Raw genomic sequence first — 18,433 nt, 5'->3', positions numbered from 1 at the left:
GTAAAAAGTAAGATTTTCTACTTATAATAATAAAAAAGAGGGGATGGGGATCGACTATGACGATTGCGGAAACGTATTTACAGGTTGTTCAAAAGAGATTTAAAAGTGTGAAAGAGTTAGGCGATAAGGCACTGGATCAATTGGAGGGGGCAGAACTGCACTGGGCGTATAATGAAGAATCCAATAGTATCGCGGTCATTGTTAAACATGTTAGTGGTAATATGATTTCGCGCTGGACTGATTTTTTAACGACAGATGGTGAGAAAACTACACGAAATCGGGATGATGAGTTTATCAATAGTCTTTATACAAAAGAAGCAATTCTCGCGGTCTGGGAAGAGGGCTGGCAAGTATTTTTAGATGCTTTGGCAAGTATTACAGAATCCGATTTGCAGGGACATGTCACAATCAGAGGGGAAAAGCTAGCGGTAATCGATGCGATAGAAAGACAAATGGCTCATTATTCACAGCATATTGGTCAAATTATATATATCGCGAAGCAAGTAAAGGGATCTGACTGGCAAACGTTAAGTATAGCGAGAGGACAGTCGCAAACGTTTAACAAGGCTATGCTTGAAAACATCCACGAAAAATAAGAGAGATCGTAGCAATCTTTTAGTTGCTACGATCTTTTTTTATGATACATAAAGCTTGTACATTGCCGTCTCCGAATCAATGGCTTGAGCTAGTTCATATGCTTCCTGCTGATTTTTATGATGAGAGATGATCTCATAGAAAAAGCGAATAAGAAACATAAGATTTGCGTTACCATCGATATAATCATCTGGTGCTAAATAGGAGTGACAGCCACTTTCTAAAAATGCTGTTGCGAGCTGTTTCCACCCTAATGTACAGCCTGCGGCAATAACCTTTACACCCTGTAGGCGGCTATAAGTTTGTATATCCAATGGACCAAAGTACAAACTCTTTGGTTCATCGTCTTCATACACATCCTCCCCTAACTCAGGCAGACAAAAGCGTCCTTCATCTCCGTGAAAATTCAAAATGAGATAATCCATTTTGCCATGAAGATCAATGCCCGATAAGACATCAATCAAATCATTTGGTCTACCAATCAAATGAAGCGTTACCCTTGCACCAAAGGATTCAAGTGCGGCTCGGATGGCCATTGATTCGAAATCACAATCAGGTCCTACTACTAAATTAACATATAATTCTGGCTTGCTCATTTCCCGTTCCACCTCCATCCTTTAGTATAGATGAAACTTATTGGATGGGTAAACCGTATATTACAATAATTACTATATATGTAAAGAGTAAAGGAGTATAAGCAATGAATCGGGTTGGACATTTACTTACACTAATTCTTGGCATTACGCTTAGCCTCATCACCCTCCTGCTGTTTTTGAACAATGAAAGGCAAAGAGACGAACTAGTAACCCTTCCGCATAGTCATTTTCAAACGATTGAGCAGGCATGGTATATGTCTGGAAATGATGGCAAGGAGCAATATTTATATCCATTAAAGCAAGTGTTCTACCTTAATCGTTATGAGGTGAAAGATACAGAACACCTGCAACAAGCTTTACAGACCAAAAAAGTCCCGACCAGTCGACCAACCGAACCTACCCCAACGAGTGATTTATATATTCGTTTCGATAATGGAAAGGAAATGGCTGTTAAGGTGATGGTGGACGACGAACAATTATTCTTCATGGATCAGAAAACGATGCAGTATTATAAACTACAAACTAAAGAAGTGGTAGATTATTTTCTTTTATTGAATGAAGAAAGCCGAACGCCATGGTTATTATTTATTATGTATACAATTTTATTTTTTAGTCTAGCATATATGCTGGCAAAGCAATTAATAGGAGGTACATCGAAAACTGATCAGAAAAACTTGATGAAAGAAAAGGAGAAGAGACTCGCTTCTGATTTTATTCTTCCTGTCCTCCTACCATTAACGATCACATTTACGATGCAAATATATGGGGCTCAGCATAGCTTATTATTACTAAGTGTCCTGATGCTTACTTCAGGTATTCGTGAATATGTGGAAAAAAGGGGGCTTTTCATGAAAATGGTATTACTTCTCCCACTTTTTTGGTTATATCTACATGGCTTTCAATGGATTAATTCCTATTTAAACTAGCGTAATAGTGGATATTATTGTCAATAGTTTTCAGGTGGAGTTTTCATTATTGTTAAATTTTAGCGATATTTTGTGAGAAAAGGTACATATTTTATAGGATAATAGATTTAGGTAGGATATACTCAATGGTGATTACAGTAGAATTGAGGGAATCATATGAGATTAACTGTGGAACGTAAACTACAAATTGCTTTTGGTATCGTGCTAGCCTTCTTATTAATGATTACAGCCATTGCGATGTATTTCTTAACTAATAATAATAGGACACTAGCTGAAATCGAAGACAATACGGAATTAATCCATCTATATCAAGATATCTCGTTCCAAACTGTGCGTGCAAACGCAGCTATTCGAGGATATATATTATATGGTAAGGAAGAAATGTTAAACAATCATCATGAAATTCGGAATACCTTACATACATCCATTAATCGCCTTCAAGAAATAGGCGCTCGCAATCAAGATTTTGAACAATTTTTACAACAGCTTGATGATTGGGAAAAGGCGATAGATGGACAGATTATTCCGCTTTATAAACGTGGCGAAATAGAACAGGCTCAGCAAGTAGCCTTGCCGATTTTAGGGGAGGGCTCTTTGAAACTTGTAGTCTTTGGAAAGACAATGGCCACTGCACAGCAGGAAGACATGCTAGCACATATAGAGGCGACCAAGCAAAAAGGGGAAAGAAGTGGTATTGAAATATTGATATTGGCGGCAATTTCTCTCCTCATTAGCATCATTATTGCCACTGTATTTGGTAGAAGGATTGCTAAAAATATCCAACAAACGGTCAGTGAAATGGATACATTCTCAGAGGGGAATTTAAACACCCATCTTCAATTCAAAACAAATGATGAATTTGCTCACCTAGCCCAGTCATTCAATACAATGTCAGAAAAGCTTCGTCAGATGATGAAGCAAGTAGGAAATTCCTCTGAACAAGTGGCAGCGACCTCTGAGCAGCTAACGGCAAGTAGTATGGAGGTCACACAGGCAACGGAGGTTGTCACAGAGTCGATTCAAGATATTGCACATGGAATTGAAGAGCAGGATACTTTAACAGGTGATGTACGGAATTTATCGGCCCATATTTTGAAGAAAATGAATGATATTTCCACTAGCATTCAAAATGTTAATGATGCAACCGTCGAAACGAAAAATATGGCGAGTTTAGGTCGTTCTTCTGTCCACGATGCAACGGTACAAATGGATGAAATTTCAGCCAATACGAGTGAATTAAATACGCGTGTCCAGGATTTAGATGATAATTCAGCAGCTATTGTAGCAGCTGTAAATGTCATTAAAAGTATTGCGACGCAGACCAATTTACTTGCTATCAATGCCTCTATTGAAGCGGCACGAAGCGGTGAACATGGGAAAGGGTTTGCCGTTGTCGCTGAGGAAGTACGCAAGCTGGCAGATGAGTCTAATTTTGCAGCAGTGGAAATTGAAAAAGTAGTAGCTCAAATTACTGACAGTACAAGAATAATTGAAGAAGATATGGTCAATAGCAATGATTCGGTGCATGTAGGTCGGGATAAGGTTAATGTGGCAAGAGATAATTTTATACAAATTGATGATGCTATTAATGATGTTCAAGCACAGACGGAGTTAGTTACCGCAGCTATTCGTACCATCCATCAAGATATTGAACAGCTTGTCCAAGAAATTGACTACATAGGTGAGGTATCTATGAAATCAAGCCGTCATGTGCAAAGCGTTGCCGCTTCTTCCCAAGAGCAAAATGCGGCAATGGAGGAAGTAGCGGCGGCTTCCACACATTTAGCGAAAATGGCGATAGATTTACAGGAATCGATACAAACATTTAAATATTAAGCTCAGGATAAAAGAGGGGTCTACTGGTTAAATAAATCATTGGACAACCTCTTTTTATTACCTTTTTATCAGTTCAGCAGTTCCAATTTCTATAAAGTCTAGACCAATAGAAGCCATTTCAGCGTGTAGCTATTGATTAGTAAGTTGTGGGCTAATAGGAAGTTATTCCTGACAATTACAGGGATTTAGAGTATCTGTAAAGACTGAATAATAAAAAAATCATAATTATGTTTGAAAAATAATATTTCATCCGATAAAAGCTATGGGAGAGATGTAAAACAGATACAGAGTGGGAACGGTTGTAGCAAATATCAGGCTGACAAGTGATATTTTTCACTTCAAGAAACAAAAGGAGAATAATATATGAAGAAAATATTTAGCAGTTTTAAGGGCAAGCTTTATACGCTATTTGCGCTAGTATTACTAATTCCTGTTATATCTGTAGGTAGTTTATCTTATTTATCAGCTAAGGATTCCATTGAAGAGGAAATCTTATTTAGCGCCAATGAAAGTGTAGGAATTCTAAATAAGCTAATTGATCAAACGATTACTGATAAGATGAATGACATTCAAGTGTTTAGTAGTGAAATAGATGCACAGCAATTTAAGCAATCTCAAACGTCTATTGAATCAAAGTTTAAACAATATGGACAGCTTAATCCAGACGTTTTAAGTATTTATGTTGGAACAAATGATGGTTCGTTTTCTCAAGTACCCAGATTGAATGATGCGGATTATAATCCATTAGATCGAGATTGGTATAAACAAGCGACGGCTTTAAAAGGTGAAACTTTAATTACTAACCCGTATAAGGATGCGGGAACAGGTGATATGGTTGTCACGGTGGCTAAACAGATTAAGGACCAGTCAGGGGTTGTCGCTATTGATATTAAATTAACAAACCTTCAAAAAATTGCAGATTCCATTCGAATTGGGAAAAATGGTTATCCCTCTATTTTTGGGGAAGACAATCTGGTCATTTCCCATCCTACCCTCGAAGCGGGTGGCAAGATAAAAGAAAGTTTCCTCGATAAAATGTACGAAAGTCCCTCTGGCACCTATGAATACGTCTTTAACGGCGATGATCGTATTTTATTCTATACGACGAATGAAGTAACCAATTGGAAAATCACAGGTACCATCTTTTCCAAGGAAATTGATGAATCGGCTTCATCGATTTTAACTCACACCATTATAGTGCTACTTGCAGCTGTCGTTATTAGTTCTATAATCTTCTACTTCGTGATGAAGGCTGTCATTAAACCAATTAAAGCATTAAAAGATAGCGCCGTTACGATTAGTAAAGGTGATCTGACAGAAACTGTTACGATAACTTCGAATGATGAAATTGGGCAATTAGGAATGGCCTTTAATGATATGCAGGAAAGTTTACGGACGCTTATTCAAAAAATTGAACAAAATGCAGAGGAAGTGGCATCGTCTGCTGAAGAGCTAACAGCTAATGCGAATCAAACAAGTATAGCAACCGAAAAAGTCGCAATTTCGATTCAAGATGTTGCATCAAGTGCAGATGGTCAAACTGTTAGTGCCAATAAAAATGCAGAATCATTACATGAGCTTTCAACAGCTATTCTTCATATTGCTGAAATTTCATCTGCTGTGACGGACCTTTCACAGCATGCGACATTACAGGCAGATGAGGGCGGACAAGCTGTTCAAAATACAAAGGATCAAATGCAGTCTATTCATTTATCTGTTGCTGATTCTAATGCTAAAATTCAAACCTTACATGAACGTTCACAGCAAATTACATCCATTTTAGACGTCATTACAAGCATTGCGGATCAAACTAATTTACTGGCTTTAAATGCCGCTATTGAAGCAGCAAGAGCAGGCGAGCATGGAAAAGGATTTGCAGTTGTAGCAGATGAAGTCCGTAAGCTTGCCGAGCAATCACAGGATTCGGCTAAACAAATTTTTGAATTGATTCGCGGAATTCAACAAGAAACAGAGCAATCTGTAAGTATTATGGCTAAGGTAACGGAGGATGTTCAAAGTGGTTTACATATTTCTGATGAAGCCATTACGAAATTCCAAGTCATTATGACAAGTATGAATGAAATTACGCCAAAAATGGAAGAGGTTTCTTCTGCCTCAGAGCAAATGTCTGCTGGTGTGCAAGAGGTAGCAGCAGTGACGGAAGATTTAGCCTTCTCAGCCAAAGGGAATGCAGCCGCTTCTGAAGATGTTGCAGCCTCAACTGAGGAACAGTTAGCATCAATGGAAGAAATCAATGCCTCGGCACAAGCACTTGCGCATATGGCCGATGAATTAAAACAACTGATTAGTCAGTTCAAATATTAAAAAAACGCCCCTCCATTCATTGCAATGGAGGGGCATTCCTATTTTATCGATCTTCTTCCCAACAATCAGTATTTTTTAATGTCGGAATTGATTTGGCATAAAAGACAGGGTTTTTACCTGCTTTGCGTTGGCCTGTAAAATCATCTAATACAAGGAAGGCAATTTTACCAAGAATCATGATGATAGCAATATTGATGAAAGCCATGAGCCCCATAAATAAATCTGCTAAATTCCATACAAGTTGAACTTGTGCTACAGAGCCGAACATAACCATGACTAGTACTAGAACGCGATACATAACCATCCAACCCTTATGGGCATTTATAAATTCGATATTAGATTCACCATAGTAATAGTTACCGATAATCGAACTGAAAGCAAAGAAGATAATGGAAATGGCAATAAAATAAGGAGCCCAATCCCCAACGTGTACAGCTAGGGAATTTTGCGTCAAAATAATACCATTACTTTCACCTTTATCATATAAGCCAGCTAAAATAATGATAAAGGCTGTTGCTGTACAAATCATAATCGTATCGAAAAAGACACCTAAGCTTTGTACAAGTCCTTGCTTAGCAGGATGTGAGGTATTAGCAGTCGCCGCAGCATTTGGCACACTACCCATCCCAGCTTCATTTGAAAATAAACCACGACGTACCCCTTGCATAATAGCGACTCCAATTGCTCCACCAGCAGCTTCTTGTAGACCAAATGCATGTGTGAAAATTAATTTAAAGACATTCGGTATTTCTGATAAATTTGTCACCACAACAAAAAGCGCTACAAGTAAATAGAAGACGGCCATAACAGGTACAAGGACTTGCGTTACCTTTACAATTCTTTGTACACCACCAAAAATAATTAATGCTGTTAGTGCTACAAGTAAGCCTCCAATGAGCTTTGGACTTATATCAAATGCTTCCCCAACCGAAGTAGCAATTGTGTTAGACTGCACTGCATTAAATATAAATCCAAAACTTAGTGTTAATAGAATACTAAAAATGATACCTAGTTTTCTTTGACCTAACGCTTTTTCCATGTAATAGGCAGGTCCACCTCGGAAAGTATCGCCATCCTTTACTTTATAGACCTGTGCTAAAGTACTTTCAATGAAGGCTGTTGCCATTCCTAAAATAGCAATAATCCACATCCAAAATACTGCACCTGGTCCACCGACACCAATGGCTAAGGCAACACCTGTAATGTTCCCAGTGCCTACACGTGAAGCGGCACTAATCGTAAAGGCTTGGAATGGCGAAACCCCTGAATCTCCCTCCCTTTTTTCGACAATCAGACGAAACATTTCAGGAAAAAGACGAATTTGTACAAATTTTGTACCAAATGAAAAATATAGTCCAGCAGCTAATAATAAGATAATCAGGATATATGTCCATAAAATATTATTTCCACTATCAACAATATTTGAAATCCATTCCATAAGTTATTCCTCCTTTCACAGTACGCTTTAGTCTACACTGTTTTTTTATGAAAAATCAACCTTTCTAATATAATAAATTATAATAAAGTTTTGAGTTTTCCTATAAGAGTGGTAAATTCCGAAAATTCTCTCATTTTTATTCGGCTAATATGTATAATAAATAGAATAAAAGGAGGGAGTTTTGATGATGAAAACAATTGGCTTGATTGGCGGTATGAGCTGGGAATCCTCTGCTGAATATTATAGGTTAGTAAATGAACAGGTCAAACTACAGCTAGGGGGCCTTCATTCTGCTACATGTATTTTGTATAGTGTTGATTTCCAGCAAATTGAGCATTTTCAAGCGAGGGGACAATGGGACAAAGCTGGCATTGTGCTTGCGCAAGCTGCACTGTCACTTGAACGAGCAGGTGCAGATTTTATCGTTATATGTACCAATACGATGCATAAGGTCGTAGAGGTTATGGAGGAGGCCATCACTATCCCCATATTACATATTGCTGATGCCACGGCTCAACAAATAAAAAAGGCTGGACTACAAAAAGTAGCTCTCCTCGGCACTATGTACACAATGGAACAGGAATTTTATAGGTCGAGAGTAGAGGGCTATGGAATAGCGGTTATTGTGCCAGAACGTCATTCACGTATGGAAGTTAACCGGATCATTTATGAGGAATTATGTTTGGGGAGTATCATCCCAAATTCCAAGTCCTATTACATTCAAGTAATTAATGAGCTTGTGGAGGCAGGAGCGCAAGGAGTAATTCTTGGCTGTACCGAAATTGGCCTGCTCATTCAGCAGCAGGATATCCGTGTTCCAGTCTTTGATACAACGATGATTCATGCCCAGGCGGCGGTGTCAATGGCAATTCAGGAGGAAACGTAATATGCAGGGAAAGGTAAGGCAATTCGGCATTGAAGTGGGTGTGTTACCAGCTGGGCAGAAAAACTGTATTACTGATGTTGAAGGGGTACGAGTAGGACATGTCACATTGGATGAGTCGATAGATCATGAAGGAGCTTACGCCTGTACAGGTGTCACAGCTATTTTACCGCACGGGGGGAATTTATTTCAGCACAAAGTTACAGCAGCTAGCCATGTGTTAAATGGTTTTGGCAAAACAACTGGGCTTGTGCAGGTGAATGAGCTAGGTGTGATTGAATCACCAATTATGCTCACAAATACTTTTGGTGTACCAGCCGTTATGCAGGGAGCACTACGTTATATGCTCTACATGAATGAGGATATAGGTCAAACGACTGGCACCATCAATATTGTTGTAGGTGAATGCAATGATAGCTATTTAAATTCCATCCGAGCATGTCCCGTAACACCTGAGCATGCCGTAGAAGCCATTCGTAATGCCTCTCCGAATACAGCACAGGAAGGGGCAATTGGCGCTGGAAAAGGAATGATGTGTTTTGGCTATAAAGGGGGAATTGGCTCCTCTTCTCGAATTGTCAAAGTTGATAAAGAAGAAATTAGCTATACGGTGGGCTGCATGGTGCTCAGTAATTTTGGGCACAGCTCAGAATTTTTAGCTGAACGTTATGCTGCTTCCTCCATCCAATGTGCATCGACCCTAGCGCCAACAGATGGTTCGATTATTATAGTCCTTGCCACCGATGCTCCACTAAGTAGTCGTCAGTTGAAGAGAGTCATTAAACGCTGTGGGATAGGTTTAGGTCGAACAGGCAGTCATTACTCACATGGCAGTGGAGACATTGTGATAGGCTTTACAACTGCACACAACATCCCACATATTTCTGAACAGCTTGTAGAAACAAGAACTCAACTCCGTGAGGATCATCCCGTGATGAATCAGTTATTTGCGGCTGCGGCAGAGGTAACTGAGGAAGCCATTCTCAATTCACTAGCTCAGGCACAAACCACAATTGGTCGCAACGGACATCAAGTAGAAGCCTACTCATTTCAAAAAGCATAGCGAAAAGGTTATTGAGACATAGACAGTGTTTCAATAACCTTTTTTTGCGTAAGTACACTAGATTCAACATTTTTTTAGCATGTGAGGGCCATGAGATGAATAAAATCCTTAAATAGAGGATAAAAGATATTTTTCGACGACATTTTGCTGGATTAGGAATCTTTTTAAGAGAATACCCACTAATTTGTAATAATTGTATTTTTATCTAGTCAATGCTAGAGAGATATGATAACATTCATTTTAAAAAACTGAATAATCTAATAATTAAGGAGGTGTTCTAGTATTGTAAACCTCTTTCAACCAATTGGAACGACTTCAAATGAAAATTCACCTGAGAGGCCATCTGTTATCGAAAGCCAAGAGCCTCTTATCGAGATTACAGGTTTTCATAGAAGAATTTTTGTTGAACCTATTTACTATCAGCAAAAGATTCCTAATAGTTTACGAAGCATTTATGTACGTGAAGGTTTGTTTGAACGCTTGCAGCATGCTTTGACCCTATTACCGGAGGATTTTAGCCTGCTAATCTATGATGGCTATCGCCCATTCCAAGTTCAACAGTATTTATTTAGTTATTTTTTAAAGCAATTGGCCCACATTCTGCCACATGCTACAGAACAAGAATTACTGCAGGCAACTAAAAAGTATGTCGCCTTACCAAGCGCAGAGGCTGCTCATTTAGCACCCCATTTAACAGGAGGTGCTATTGATATAACGCTTGCTGATAGACAAGGGAAAGCTTTGAATCTCGGTACAGCCTTTGATGAAATGAATGAAAAATCAGCTACACGCTATTTTGAACATAACTCAAATGAAAATCCAGAGGCTTGTCAACATCGACGTTTATTATACAACTGTATGACACAAGTAGGCTTTAGTAATTATGCAGAGGAATGGTGGCATTACGATTTTCATAACGTGGCGTGGGCAAGACGAGTTCAAGCTAAAACGGCCTGTTACGGAGCCATTCAGGTAACGATTCAAAATCATGAAATAAAGGAGATTCGATTCAATGAAGGTTTATATTAGCGCCGATATAGAAGGCATTACGGGTACAACTACCTGGAGTGAAACAGAGTTAAATGCACCTGACTATCAATTTTTTCAAAAACAAATGACACAAGAAGTAGAGGCTGCCATTGAAGGGGCGATAGCGGGGGGAGCAACAGAAATACTATTGAAGGATGCACACGATTCAGCACGCAATCTCGATATTTCTAATTTACCTATCAACTGTAAGGTAATCCGTGGCTGGACTTACGATCCGATGTGTATGGTTGCGGGTCTCGATCAAAGCTTTGACCGTGCGATTTTTATTGGCTATCACAGTAAAGGGGGAAGTGCGCGTAATCCGCTTGCCCATACACTTTGCACGTATGCAGATGTCAAAATAAATGGTGAGTATGCGAGTGAATTTTTAATTAATACGTATGCAGCGGCACTACATGGTGTTCCTGTTTCGTTTGTCAGTGGGGATGTTGGCTTGACTGAAGAAATTCAGACCGTCAATGAAAACATTGTGACCTTCGCGACAAAAGAAGGAATCGGGAATGCAACTATTAGTGTCAGCCCGAAGCTAACGCTTATGGAAACCAAAAGACTGGTAGAGTCCTCGATGAAGGTGCCACGTGAGCATATTCAGGTACCATTGCCAGAGCGCTTTATGATAGAAATCATATATCGAGATCATACACGGGCTTATCGTAATTCCTTTTATCCAAATGCCACATTTAAACCACATAATTCTGTAGAATTCAACACGGATGATTTTTATGAAGTACTACGTATTTTGCAATTTTTAACTTGACTGTGAGGATGGGCTTTAACTAAGGAACGTGTGAGCCAATAGGACACGCTGTTGTCATGTTGAATAAGTAGTTTTGGTTGGCATCTATAGAGAGAGGGTCAATAGAGACTGACCTAGCGAATGTTTGAAAAATCCTATTGAGGGTCATGTCATCAGTCCTTCCAATAGGATTTTCATTATAAAAAGAGGACTAGGGGGATGCATGTGAGAAAATATGGGTGGCTTTTCGTTTGTCTGGTCGTATTGTTTTGTGTAGCCTGTAATGATGAATCATCGAGTGAAAAAGCATCAGAATATCGCGTGGTGTATTCAGGGGAAATTAAAACATTAAATTATTTAAAAACGTCTGAAACGAATGAATTTGCGGTGGCGGCGAATATGGTGGATGGTCTCATTGAATATGATAAGTACGGGGTAGTCCAGCCAGGATTAGCGAAGGAATGGTCGGCAAATGAAGATGCCACTGTATGGACCTTTAAATTGCGTGATGACGCCAAATGGGTGACACATGAAGGGAAAGAATATGCGAATGTACTTGCACAGGATTTTGTGGACGGTTTACAATATGTTCTTGATGCCAAAAATGAATCCTCGACAGCCTGGATTGCGACAGTTGTAAAAAATGGAGAGGCATTCTATAACGGTGACATAACGGATTTCAAGCAGGTAGGCATAAAGGCGTTGGATGAACATACAGTAGAATATACTTTAGAAGCATCAACACCTTATTTTCTTTCTATGTTAAACTACGTTTGTTTCTTCCCAGTGAATGGTAAGTTCATTGCAGAAAAAGGGGTGGACTTTGGAACAACACGGGAAAATTTCCTTTATAATGGCGCTTATATTTTAGATAAATTTGAGCCACAAAATGAGCGTGTTCTAGTAAAAAATAATACGTATTGGGATAAAGACAAAGTACTGATTGACCGTATCCGCTACAAATATAATAAAGAAGCAGCAACGGTAGCACCTGAACTGTTTTTACGTGGAGAAATTGATTCCGCAAGTATTCCTACTTCCATTATTGATGAATGGTTTAAGGATGATAAGAAAAAATCTCAAGTTCGTCAAACACAAAATAACTTCTATACCTACTTCTACGCTCTCAACTTTAACCCACAATTTGACGCAGAATATGAACCAGATAACTGGAAGGTCGCCGTCAACAACAAAAATTTCCGAAAATCAATATTTCATGCCCTGGACCGTGTTTCCGCCATGCTAACGATGGAGCCTTATAATCCAGCCGATTTGCTGAGCAACACGATTACCCCAAAAAACTTTGTAGATGTTGAAGGGGTAGATTACACACAATTAACGCCGCTTGCAGCTATTTCCAATGAAGATTCCTTTCATAAAGAACTAGCACTTGAGTTCAAAGAAAAAGCCAAAGCGGCATTAGCGGGAAAAGCTACATTCCCTGTAAAAGTGTTATTGCCATATAATGCTGGTAGTCCAGACTGGGCTAATCGTTCCCAAGTAGTGGAGCAGCAAATTGAAAAATTACTCGGGACAGATTATGTCGACATTATTGTTGAGGCAGGTCCAGCGACAGGCTTTTTATCTGAGGTGCGTCGTCCTGGTAAATTTGCGCTTTTAGAAGCGAACTGGGGTCCAGATTATGCGGATCCATCCACGTATACGGATCCATTTACAGTGGATGGTACTTATAATAAACCTGAATTAGCTGAGGGGTATACAGAAGCCAATGGAAAAACGACGTATCAAAACCTTGTGGATGAAGCAAAAGTAACGATTGATGTGGCAAAACGTTATGAGCTATTTGCAAAGGCAGAGGCCTTTTTAATTGAAGAAGCTTTTGTAATTCCCTATTCCGTTGGTGGTAGTGGCTATGTTGCATCTAAATTAAATCCTTTTGAGGCACAGTATTCACCATTTGGTGTGACTGCTGAGAAATTTAAAGGCCAGCAAGTTTTGGAAAAACCAATGAGTAATGAAGACTTTAAGAAAGCGCTTGCTCAGTGGGAACAAGAGCGTGCTGACGCTTTGGCTAATGCTAAAAAGTAGTAGGGGATCGTAGATGAAAAAGGAGATACCGAAAGGAACAGTCGGCATCTCCTTTAGTCTTTTTGACATAGGAGGATGGCGCGATGTTGCACTATATAGGAAAACGACTCTTACAATCTGTGTTCACCCTTTTTATTATTATTACTATTGTTTTTTCGTTATTACGATTAATGCCAGAGGAAGGATATTTAGGTGCGGCAGCCGATAAAATGTCTCCTGCTCAGCAAGAAATCTATTTAACGAATCTAGGATTACGGGATCCATTGCTTATCCAGCTAGGAAACTTTTACACGAAATTATTACAAGGGGATCTCGGGAAATCGGTGACCTATCGAACGGATGTACCTGTTACAACGATTATTGGGGACAAAATTATATATTCACTACTTTTTGGTTTAGGAGCTGTTGCCCTTTCACTCTTAATTGGTGTGCCGCTAGGTATTATGATGGCTTATCGTAAGGGGCGTTGGCTCGATCGACTTGGGACAGGCTATATTGTTTTTGTCGTAGCTGTACCTGCAGCTGTTTATTATTTAGTGATACAAATGTATATTACAGATCTTTTTCAATTGCCGATGCTCTTTGATGAATATAGACCGATTACATGGATTCTTCCATTAACCTCCATGGCGTTGGCTCCTACAGCCTCCTATGCGATGTGGATGAGACGTTATATGGTGGATGAATTGAACAAGGACTATATTAAACTTGCGAGAGCTAAGGGAGTAAAGGAACGAACATTAATGTTCAAGCATGTTTTACGAAATGCCTTTATCCCAATGGCGCAATATTTACCTGCCACTATTTTGTTCACCATTACGGGCTCTATTTATATAGAATCTTTGTATTCCATCCCAGGGATGGGGGGCTTACTCGTTGATGCGATTCAACGACAGGATAATACGATTGTCCAAGGCTTAGTGCTGGTGTTCTCCTCCCTTGGTATCATCGGACTTATTTTAGGGGATATTGCCATGGCGCTTGTTGATCCTCGGATTAAACTAGGCAAGGGAGGCGGAGTACGCTAATGGGCATGTATACGAATGAAATTCATAATATTTCTAATAAATCACGGGAAACATTGTTTGAATTTGTGGAAGTCGATGCGCGACAAGCAGAAGAAACAGGTCATTCTAATTACTCATATTGGCGTTCCACATGGCAATCCTTTTTGAAAAATCGACTAGCTGTGTTTTTATTAGTTGGCGTGCTTATAATTGTTGGGTTTACGATCCTACAGCCGTATTTACCAGCACAAAAATCACCAACGGAAATTTACCTAGATGAGCAAACTGGGATGCAGGCACGTAATATTTCCCCTAATGCTGAGTTTTGGTTTGGTACAAACTCAATTGGGCAGGATTTATGGTCACGAATTTGGGCGGGGACAAGGACATCCTTATTTATCGGCTGTGTAGTCGCTTTAGTAGAAGCCGTGGTTGGGATTACAGTTGGAACACTATGGGGCTTTTCGCGAAAGCTAGAGGTGCCTATTACACAACTGTATAACGTTGTTGATAATATCCCAACAACCATTGTCCTGATTTTAATGTCTTATATTTTACGACCAAGTATATCAACGATTATTATCGCCATGTGTATAACGGGGTGGGTGGAAATGGCTAGATTTATTCGCAATCAAATTGTTATTTTACGCGACCGTGAATACAACTTAGCCTCTAAATGCTTAGGGACACCGGATTACCGTATCATTTTTAAAAATCTACTACCCTATTTAATTTCTGTCATTATGTTACGGTTGAGTCTAGCTATTCCCTTTGCCATAGGGGCAGAGGTATTTTTAACGTATATTGGCTTAGGGCTGCCAATTAGTGAACCGTCCTTAGGTAATTTAATCAATGAAGGGCGTGTGCTCATGATGTCGCCAGACTTACGATATCAGCTAATTTTTCCGAGTATTGTATTAAGTGTCATTACTATTGCGTTTTATATTATTGGTAATTCCTTTGCAGATGCAGCAGATCCGAAAAACCATGTATAAGGAGATGAAATTAGTGACATCTAAAAAATCACGCCTATTAGTTATCCAAAATTTAGTCATTCAATTCACATTACGTGGTCGTGTATTAACAGCAATTCGAGATATTTCTCTGGATATTTATAAAGGGGAAAGCTTAGCTATTGTTGGTGAATCTGGTTCTGGCAAATCCGTGCTCATGAAGTCCATTATGGGCTTGCTCGACAAAAACGGCAGCATTAAAAAGGGCAGAATCATTTATCGAGCACAGGATCTAGGCCAATTTACGACAGAGCAAGAATGGCTTCGGATACGAGGAAAGGAAATAGCGATGGTGACGCAGGACCCGATGACATCTTTAAATCCGTTAAAAACGATCGGGAAGCAAATTGAGGAATGTGTAGTGTTACATCAAGGCTTGAAGGGGAAGGAGGCTTATGAAGAAACATTAAAATTACTCACAGATGTTGGAATCCATGATGTGAAAAAACGCTATAAGCAATATCCACATGAATTTTCTGGTGGGATGCGTCAACGTATTGTCATTGCGATTGCGATCGCCTGTAAGCCAAATATTTTACTATGTGATGAACCAACAACCGCTTTAGATGTAACCATTCAAGCACAAATTTTGCAGCTATTAAAAAATCTCCAACAGAAGTATGGCTTAACGATTGTCTATATTACGCATGATTTAGGCGTCGTCGCCAAGGTGGCAGACCGTATCGCGGTGATGTATGCGGGTGATGTGATTGAGGTGGGGGAAACCCATGAAATTTTCTTTAATAGTAAGCACCCTTATACATGGGCCCTTATTTCCTCCTTACCGCAGCTCGGCTCCAAGGGAGAAGCGTTGTATTCGATCAAAGGGACGCCGCCCAATCTTTTTCAGGAAATAAAGGGTGATGCCTTTGCGCCGCGCAACGAATATGCGCTGAAAATTGATTTTATCGAGCGCCCACCTTTTTTTCAGGTTAGTGATACGCATTATGCACGAACATGGTTATTAGATCCACTTGCCCCAAAGGTAGAACCTCCTGCTGCCTTACAAGCCTTTTTTGCAGAGGGGAGGCAGTATGCTAGTGAGTGATAAAGAAGTGTTACTAGAAGTGAAAAATTTAACCGTCAATTTTGGCAAGGGGAAAGATACATTTACGGTCATTGATGATGTTAGTTTTCATATTTTTAAAGGCGAAACATTTGGTTTAGTAGGTGAATCAGGTTCAGGGAAAACAACGATTGGGCGGTCTATTATGCGCATCAACGAGGTTACAGAGGGACAAATTTTATATCATGGCAAAACTATTCATGGGAAAATTCCGAAAGATTGGGATTTGGAAATTACCCAGAAAATCCAAATGATTTTTCAGGACCCGATGGCGTCGCTCAATGAACGTGCAAAAGTTGATTATATCGTGTCGGAAGGATTATATCCTTTCAAAAAATATAAAGATGAGGCAGAACGTCAGGAAAAGGTTCGCAAGGCACTATTAAACGTAGGTCTACTTCCAGAATTTTCGAATCGATTTCCTCACGAATTTTCTGGTGGTCAACGCCAACGTATTGGCATTGCTCGTGCATTAGTGATGGAACCAGAATTTATTATCGCTGATGAGCCAATATCTGCCTTAGACGTATCTATTCGGGCACAGGTATTGAATTTATTAGCAAATCTTCAACGGCAAAATCATTTAACCTTTTTATTTATTGCTCATGATCTATCCGTTGTCCGTTTTATCACGGATCGTACGGCCGTCATTTATAAAGGAAAAATTGTCGAGCTAGCCGAAACTGAGCGGCTTTTCATCCATCCACTTCATCCGTATACGAGAGCTTTACTATCAGCTGTACCGGAGCCAAACCCTTATAGGGAACGAGAGAAAGTGGTAGAGATTTATGATCCAACACAACATCGTTATGATGACAGTCCTCCTTCATTTGTGGAAATTGAGGATGGCCATTTTATTTTAGCTAATGAAGAAGAATTAACAGTTTATCGTACTTTATTGAAACGGGAGGTAAATGAATGATTCGTCCAAAGGCTTTGAAAAAAGGTGACACAATTGGTCTACTAAGTGCTTCAGGTGCTACTCCACCGGAAAGATTACAGCCGGCTATAGCGAGTATTGAAAAGCTTGGGTTGAAGGTGGTCGTTGGAGAGACGTGTCACGCGCGACATGGTTATTTAGCGGGCACTGATCATCAGCGGGCGGCGGATGTTCATCGAATGTTTCAGGATCCAACGATTGACGGCATATTTTGTGTTCGTGGTGGCTATGGGGCAACGAAAATTTTACCACTTTTAGATTTTGAGGTAATGAGGGCGAATCCTAAAGTCTTTGCAGGCTATAGTGATGTGACGGCTTTACATATAGCCTTCAACCAGCTAAGTGGCTTTGTTACGTACCATACACCCATGCCTTCGACTGAGTTTATTAGGCAGGAAATGGACGATTATACTTGGCAATCCTTTTGTCAGCACATAATGGCAGAAGAGATGGAGGAGTATGACTTAAAAAATCCTGTAGATCAACCAATGTCTAAACTCGTAGCTGGAAGTGCTACAGGAACACTTATTGGGGGCAATTTAACATTAGTGACAGCATCACTTGGGACACCCTATGAAATTGATACAAAAGGGAAAATTCTATTTTTAGAAGATATTGATGAAAGTGAACAACGAGTTGACCGAATGTTAACGCAATTAAAGCTAGCGGGGAAATTAGATGACGTAGCAGGTATCTTATTAGGAGCATGGACCAATTGCGGACCTGAAAATCCACAAAAGCCAGAACAAAGTTTATCGCTACAAACGATTTTTGAGGAAATTCTAGTGCCTTTTAACAAACCCATTATTTCAGGAATAGCGTGTGGACACTGTTTACCAACGCTGTCACTGCCTTTAGGAAGAACTATTACGATGGATGCAGACAATCATCAGATTCGTGTTGTTAGGTAG

The 18,433-nt window shown here is 39.6% G+C and carries 16 protein-coding genes; 14 read left to right on the top strand and 2 right to left on the bottom strand.

Annotated features, from left to right (window positions below; all coding sequences use genetic code 11):
- The first annotated feature begins 56 nt into the window (after positions 1–56).
- Entirely contained in the window at positions 57–596 is a 540-nt protein-coding gene (locus AC3CH7_RS01780) for a DUF1572 family protein (protein ID WP_012293922.1), read from the top strand.
- 39 nt (positions 597–635) lie between these two features.
- Here the strand turns inward: AC3CH7_RS01780 and AC3CH7_RS01775 are convergent, their stop codons facing one another.
- Positions 636–1,190 (bottom strand): hypothetical protein, encoded by a 555-nt coding sequence (locus AC3CH7_RS01775; RefSeq protein WP_031419605.1) that lies wholly within the window; start codon positions 1,188–1,190, stop codon positions 636–638.
- A 104-nt stretch (positions 1,191–1,294) separates the two neighbouring features.
- Between AC3CH7_RS01775 and AC3CH7_RS01770 the strand changes: the two genes are divergently transcribed.
- From AC3CH7_RS01770 to AC3CH7_RS01760, 3 genes are all read left to right on the top strand, one after another.
- A complete protein-coding gene (locus tag AC3CH7_RS01770; RefSeq protein WP_207889821.1) occupies positions 1,295–2,116 on the top strand; it encodes a hypothetical protein in 822 nt (273 codons plus the stop codon).
- A 156-nt stretch (positions 2,117–2,272) separates the two neighbouring features.
- The gene (locus tag AC3CH7_RS01765; protein ID WP_332290642.1) at positions 2,273–3,952 is read left to right on the top strand and encodes a methyl-accepting chemotaxis protein; all 1,680 of its coding nucleotides are present in this window, start codon (positions 2,273–2,275) and stop codon (positions 3,950–3,952) included.
- A gap of 363 nt (positions 3,953–4,315) precedes the next feature.
- Positions 4,316–6,277: a methyl-accepting chemotaxis protein gene (locus AC3CH7_RS01760; RefSeq protein ID WP_012293927.1), complete on the top strand. Its 1,962-nt coding sequence runs from the start codon at positions 4,316–4,318 to the stop codon at positions 6,275–6,277.
- 43 nt (positions 6,278–6,320) lie between these two features.
- Here AC3CH7_RS01760 and AC3CH7_RS01755 read toward each other — a convergent pair whose 3' ends face one another.
- Positions 6,321–7,715 (bottom strand): alanine/glycine:cation symporter family protein, encoded by a 1,395-nt coding sequence (locus AC3CH7_RS01755; protein ID WP_012293928.1) that lies wholly within the window; start codon positions 7,713–7,715, stop codon positions 6,321–6,323.
- Between the two features lie 187 nt (positions 7,716–7,902).
- On the opposite strand from AC3CH7_RS01755, the gene AC3CH7_RS01750 reads away from it, so the two are divergent.
- The 10 genes from AC3CH7_RS01750 to AC3CH7_RS01705 all read left to right on the top strand — a co-directional run bounded on the left by AC3CH7_RS01750 (position 7,903) and on the right by AC3CH7_RS01705 (position 18,433).
- A complete protein-coding gene (locus tag AC3CH7_RS01750; RefSeq protein ID WP_036162679.1) occupies positions 7,903–8,601 on the top strand; it encodes an aspartate/glutamate racemase family protein in 699 nt (232 codons plus the stop codon).
- Position 8,602: 1 nt separating this feature from the next.
- A complete protein-coding gene (locus AC3CH7_RS01745; RefSeq protein ID WP_488381531.1) occupies positions 8,603–9,661 on the top strand; it encodes a DmpA family aminopeptidase in 1,059 nt (352 codons plus the stop codon).
- Positions 9,662–10,129: 468 nt separating this feature from the next.
- Positions 10,130–10,690, top strand: a complete 561-nt coding sequence (locus tag AC3CH7_RS01740) for a M15 family metallopeptidase (protein WP_207889824.1) — start codon at positions 10,130–10,132, stop codon at positions 10,688–10,690.
- Entirely contained in the window at positions 10,674–11,468 is a 795-nt protein-coding gene (locus AC3CH7_RS01735) for a M55 family metallopeptidase (RefSeq protein WP_012293932.1), read from the top strand. Before AC3CH7_RS01740 ends, AC3CH7_RS01735 begins: the two co-directional genes overlap by 17 nt.
- 204 nt (positions 11,469–11,672) lie before the next feature.
- Positions 11,673–13,496, top strand: a complete 1,824-nt coding sequence (locus AC3CH7_RS01730) for a peptide ABC transporter substrate-binding protein (protein ID WP_031419616.1) — start codon at positions 11,673–11,675, stop codon at positions 13,494–13,496.
- Positions 13,497–13,579: 83 nt separating this feature from the next.
- On the top strand, positions 13,580–14,524 hold the full coding sequence (locus tag AC3CH7_RS01725) for an ABC transporter permease (RefSeq protein ID WP_036161306.1): 945 nt from the start codon (positions 13,580–13,582) through the stop codon (positions 14,522–14,524).
- Positions 14,524–15,498, top strand: a complete 975-nt coding sequence (locus tag AC3CH7_RS01720) for an ABC transporter permease (protein ID WP_012293935.1) — start codon at positions 14,524–14,526, stop codon at positions 15,496–15,498. The genes AC3CH7_RS01725 and AC3CH7_RS01720 overlap by 1 nt, the downstream gene beginning before the upstream one ends.
- Positions 15,491–16,564 (top strand): ABC transporter ATP-binding protein, encoded by a 1,074-nt coding sequence (locus tag AC3CH7_RS01715; RefSeq protein ID WP_031419618.1) that lies wholly within the window; start codon positions 15,491–15,493, stop codon positions 16,562–16,564. The genes AC3CH7_RS01720 and AC3CH7_RS01715 overlap by 8 nt, the downstream gene beginning before the upstream one ends.
- Positions 16,551–17,504, top strand: coding sequence for an ATP-binding cassette domain-containing protein (locus AC3CH7_RS01710; RefSeq protein ID WP_012293937.1), 954 nt, complete (start codon positions 16,551–16,553; stop codon positions 17,502–17,504). Before AC3CH7_RS01715 ends, AC3CH7_RS01710 begins: the two co-directional genes overlap by 14 nt.
- Positions 17,501–18,433, top strand: a complete 933-nt coding sequence (locus AC3CH7_RS01705; protein ID WP_031419619.1) for a S66 peptidase family protein — start codon at positions 17,501–17,503, stop codon at positions 18,431–18,433. Before AC3CH7_RS01710 ends, AC3CH7_RS01705 begins: the two co-directional genes overlap by 4 nt.

This window comes from Lysinibacillus sp. F12 (assembly GCF_057773605.1).
This window is presented reverse-complemented; position numbering and strand designations above follow the sequence as displayed.

Coding starts and splice junctions, on each gene's coding strand:
- AC3CH7_RS01755 (WP_012293928.1), bottom strand. CDS start 7,715: ATGGAATGGATTTCAAATATTGTTGATAGTGGAAATAATATTTTATGG.
- AC3CH7_RS01720 (WP_012293935.1), top strand. CDS start 14,524: ATGGGCATGTATACGAATGAAATTCATAATATTTCTAATAAATCACGG.
- AC3CH7_RS01745 (WP_488381531.1), top strand. CDS start 8,603: ATGCAGGGAAAGGTAAGGCAATTCGGCATTGAAGTGGGTGTGTTACCA.
- AC3CH7_RS01705 (WP_031419619.1), top strand. CDS start 17,501: ATGATTCGTCCAAAGGCTTTGAAAAAAGGTGACACAATTGGTCTACTA.
- AC3CH7_RS01780 (WP_012293922.1), top strand. CDS start 57: ATGACGATTGCGGAAACGTATTTACAGGTTGTTCAAAAGAGATTTAAA.
- AC3CH7_RS01715 (WP_031419618.1), top strand. CDS start 15,491: ATGTATAAGGAGATGAAATTAGTGACATCTAAAAAATCACGCCTATTA.
- AC3CH7_RS01710 (WP_012293937.1), top strand. CDS start 16,551: ATGCTAGTGAGTGATAAAGAAGTGTTACTAGAAGTGAAAAATTTAACC.
- AC3CH7_RS01750 (WP_036162679.1), top strand. CDS start 7,903: ATGAAAACAATTGGCTTGATTGGCGGTATGAGCTGGGAATCCTCTGCT.
- AC3CH7_RS01770 (WP_207889821.1), top strand. CDS start 1,295: ATGAATCGGGTTGGACATTTACTTACACTAATTCTTGGCATTACGCTT.
- AC3CH7_RS01775 (WP_031419605.1), bottom strand. CDS start 1,190: ATGAGCAAGCCAGAATTATATGTTAATTTAGTAGTAGGACCTGATTGT.
- AC3CH7_RS01735 (WP_012293932.1), top strand. CDS start 10,674: ATGAAGGTTTATATTAGCGCCGATATAGAAGGCATTACGGGTACAACT.
- AC3CH7_RS01760 (WP_012293927.1), top strand. CDS start 4,316: ATGAAGAAAATATTTAGCAGTTTTAAGGGCAAGCTTTATACGCTATTT.
- AC3CH7_RS01765 (WP_332290642.1), top strand. CDS start 2,273: ATGAGATTAACTGTGGAACGTAAACTACAAATTGCTTTTGGTATCGTG.
- AC3CH7_RS01725 (WP_036161306.1), top strand. CDS start 13,580: ATGTTGCACTATATAGGAAAACGACTCTTACAATCTGTGTTCACCCTT.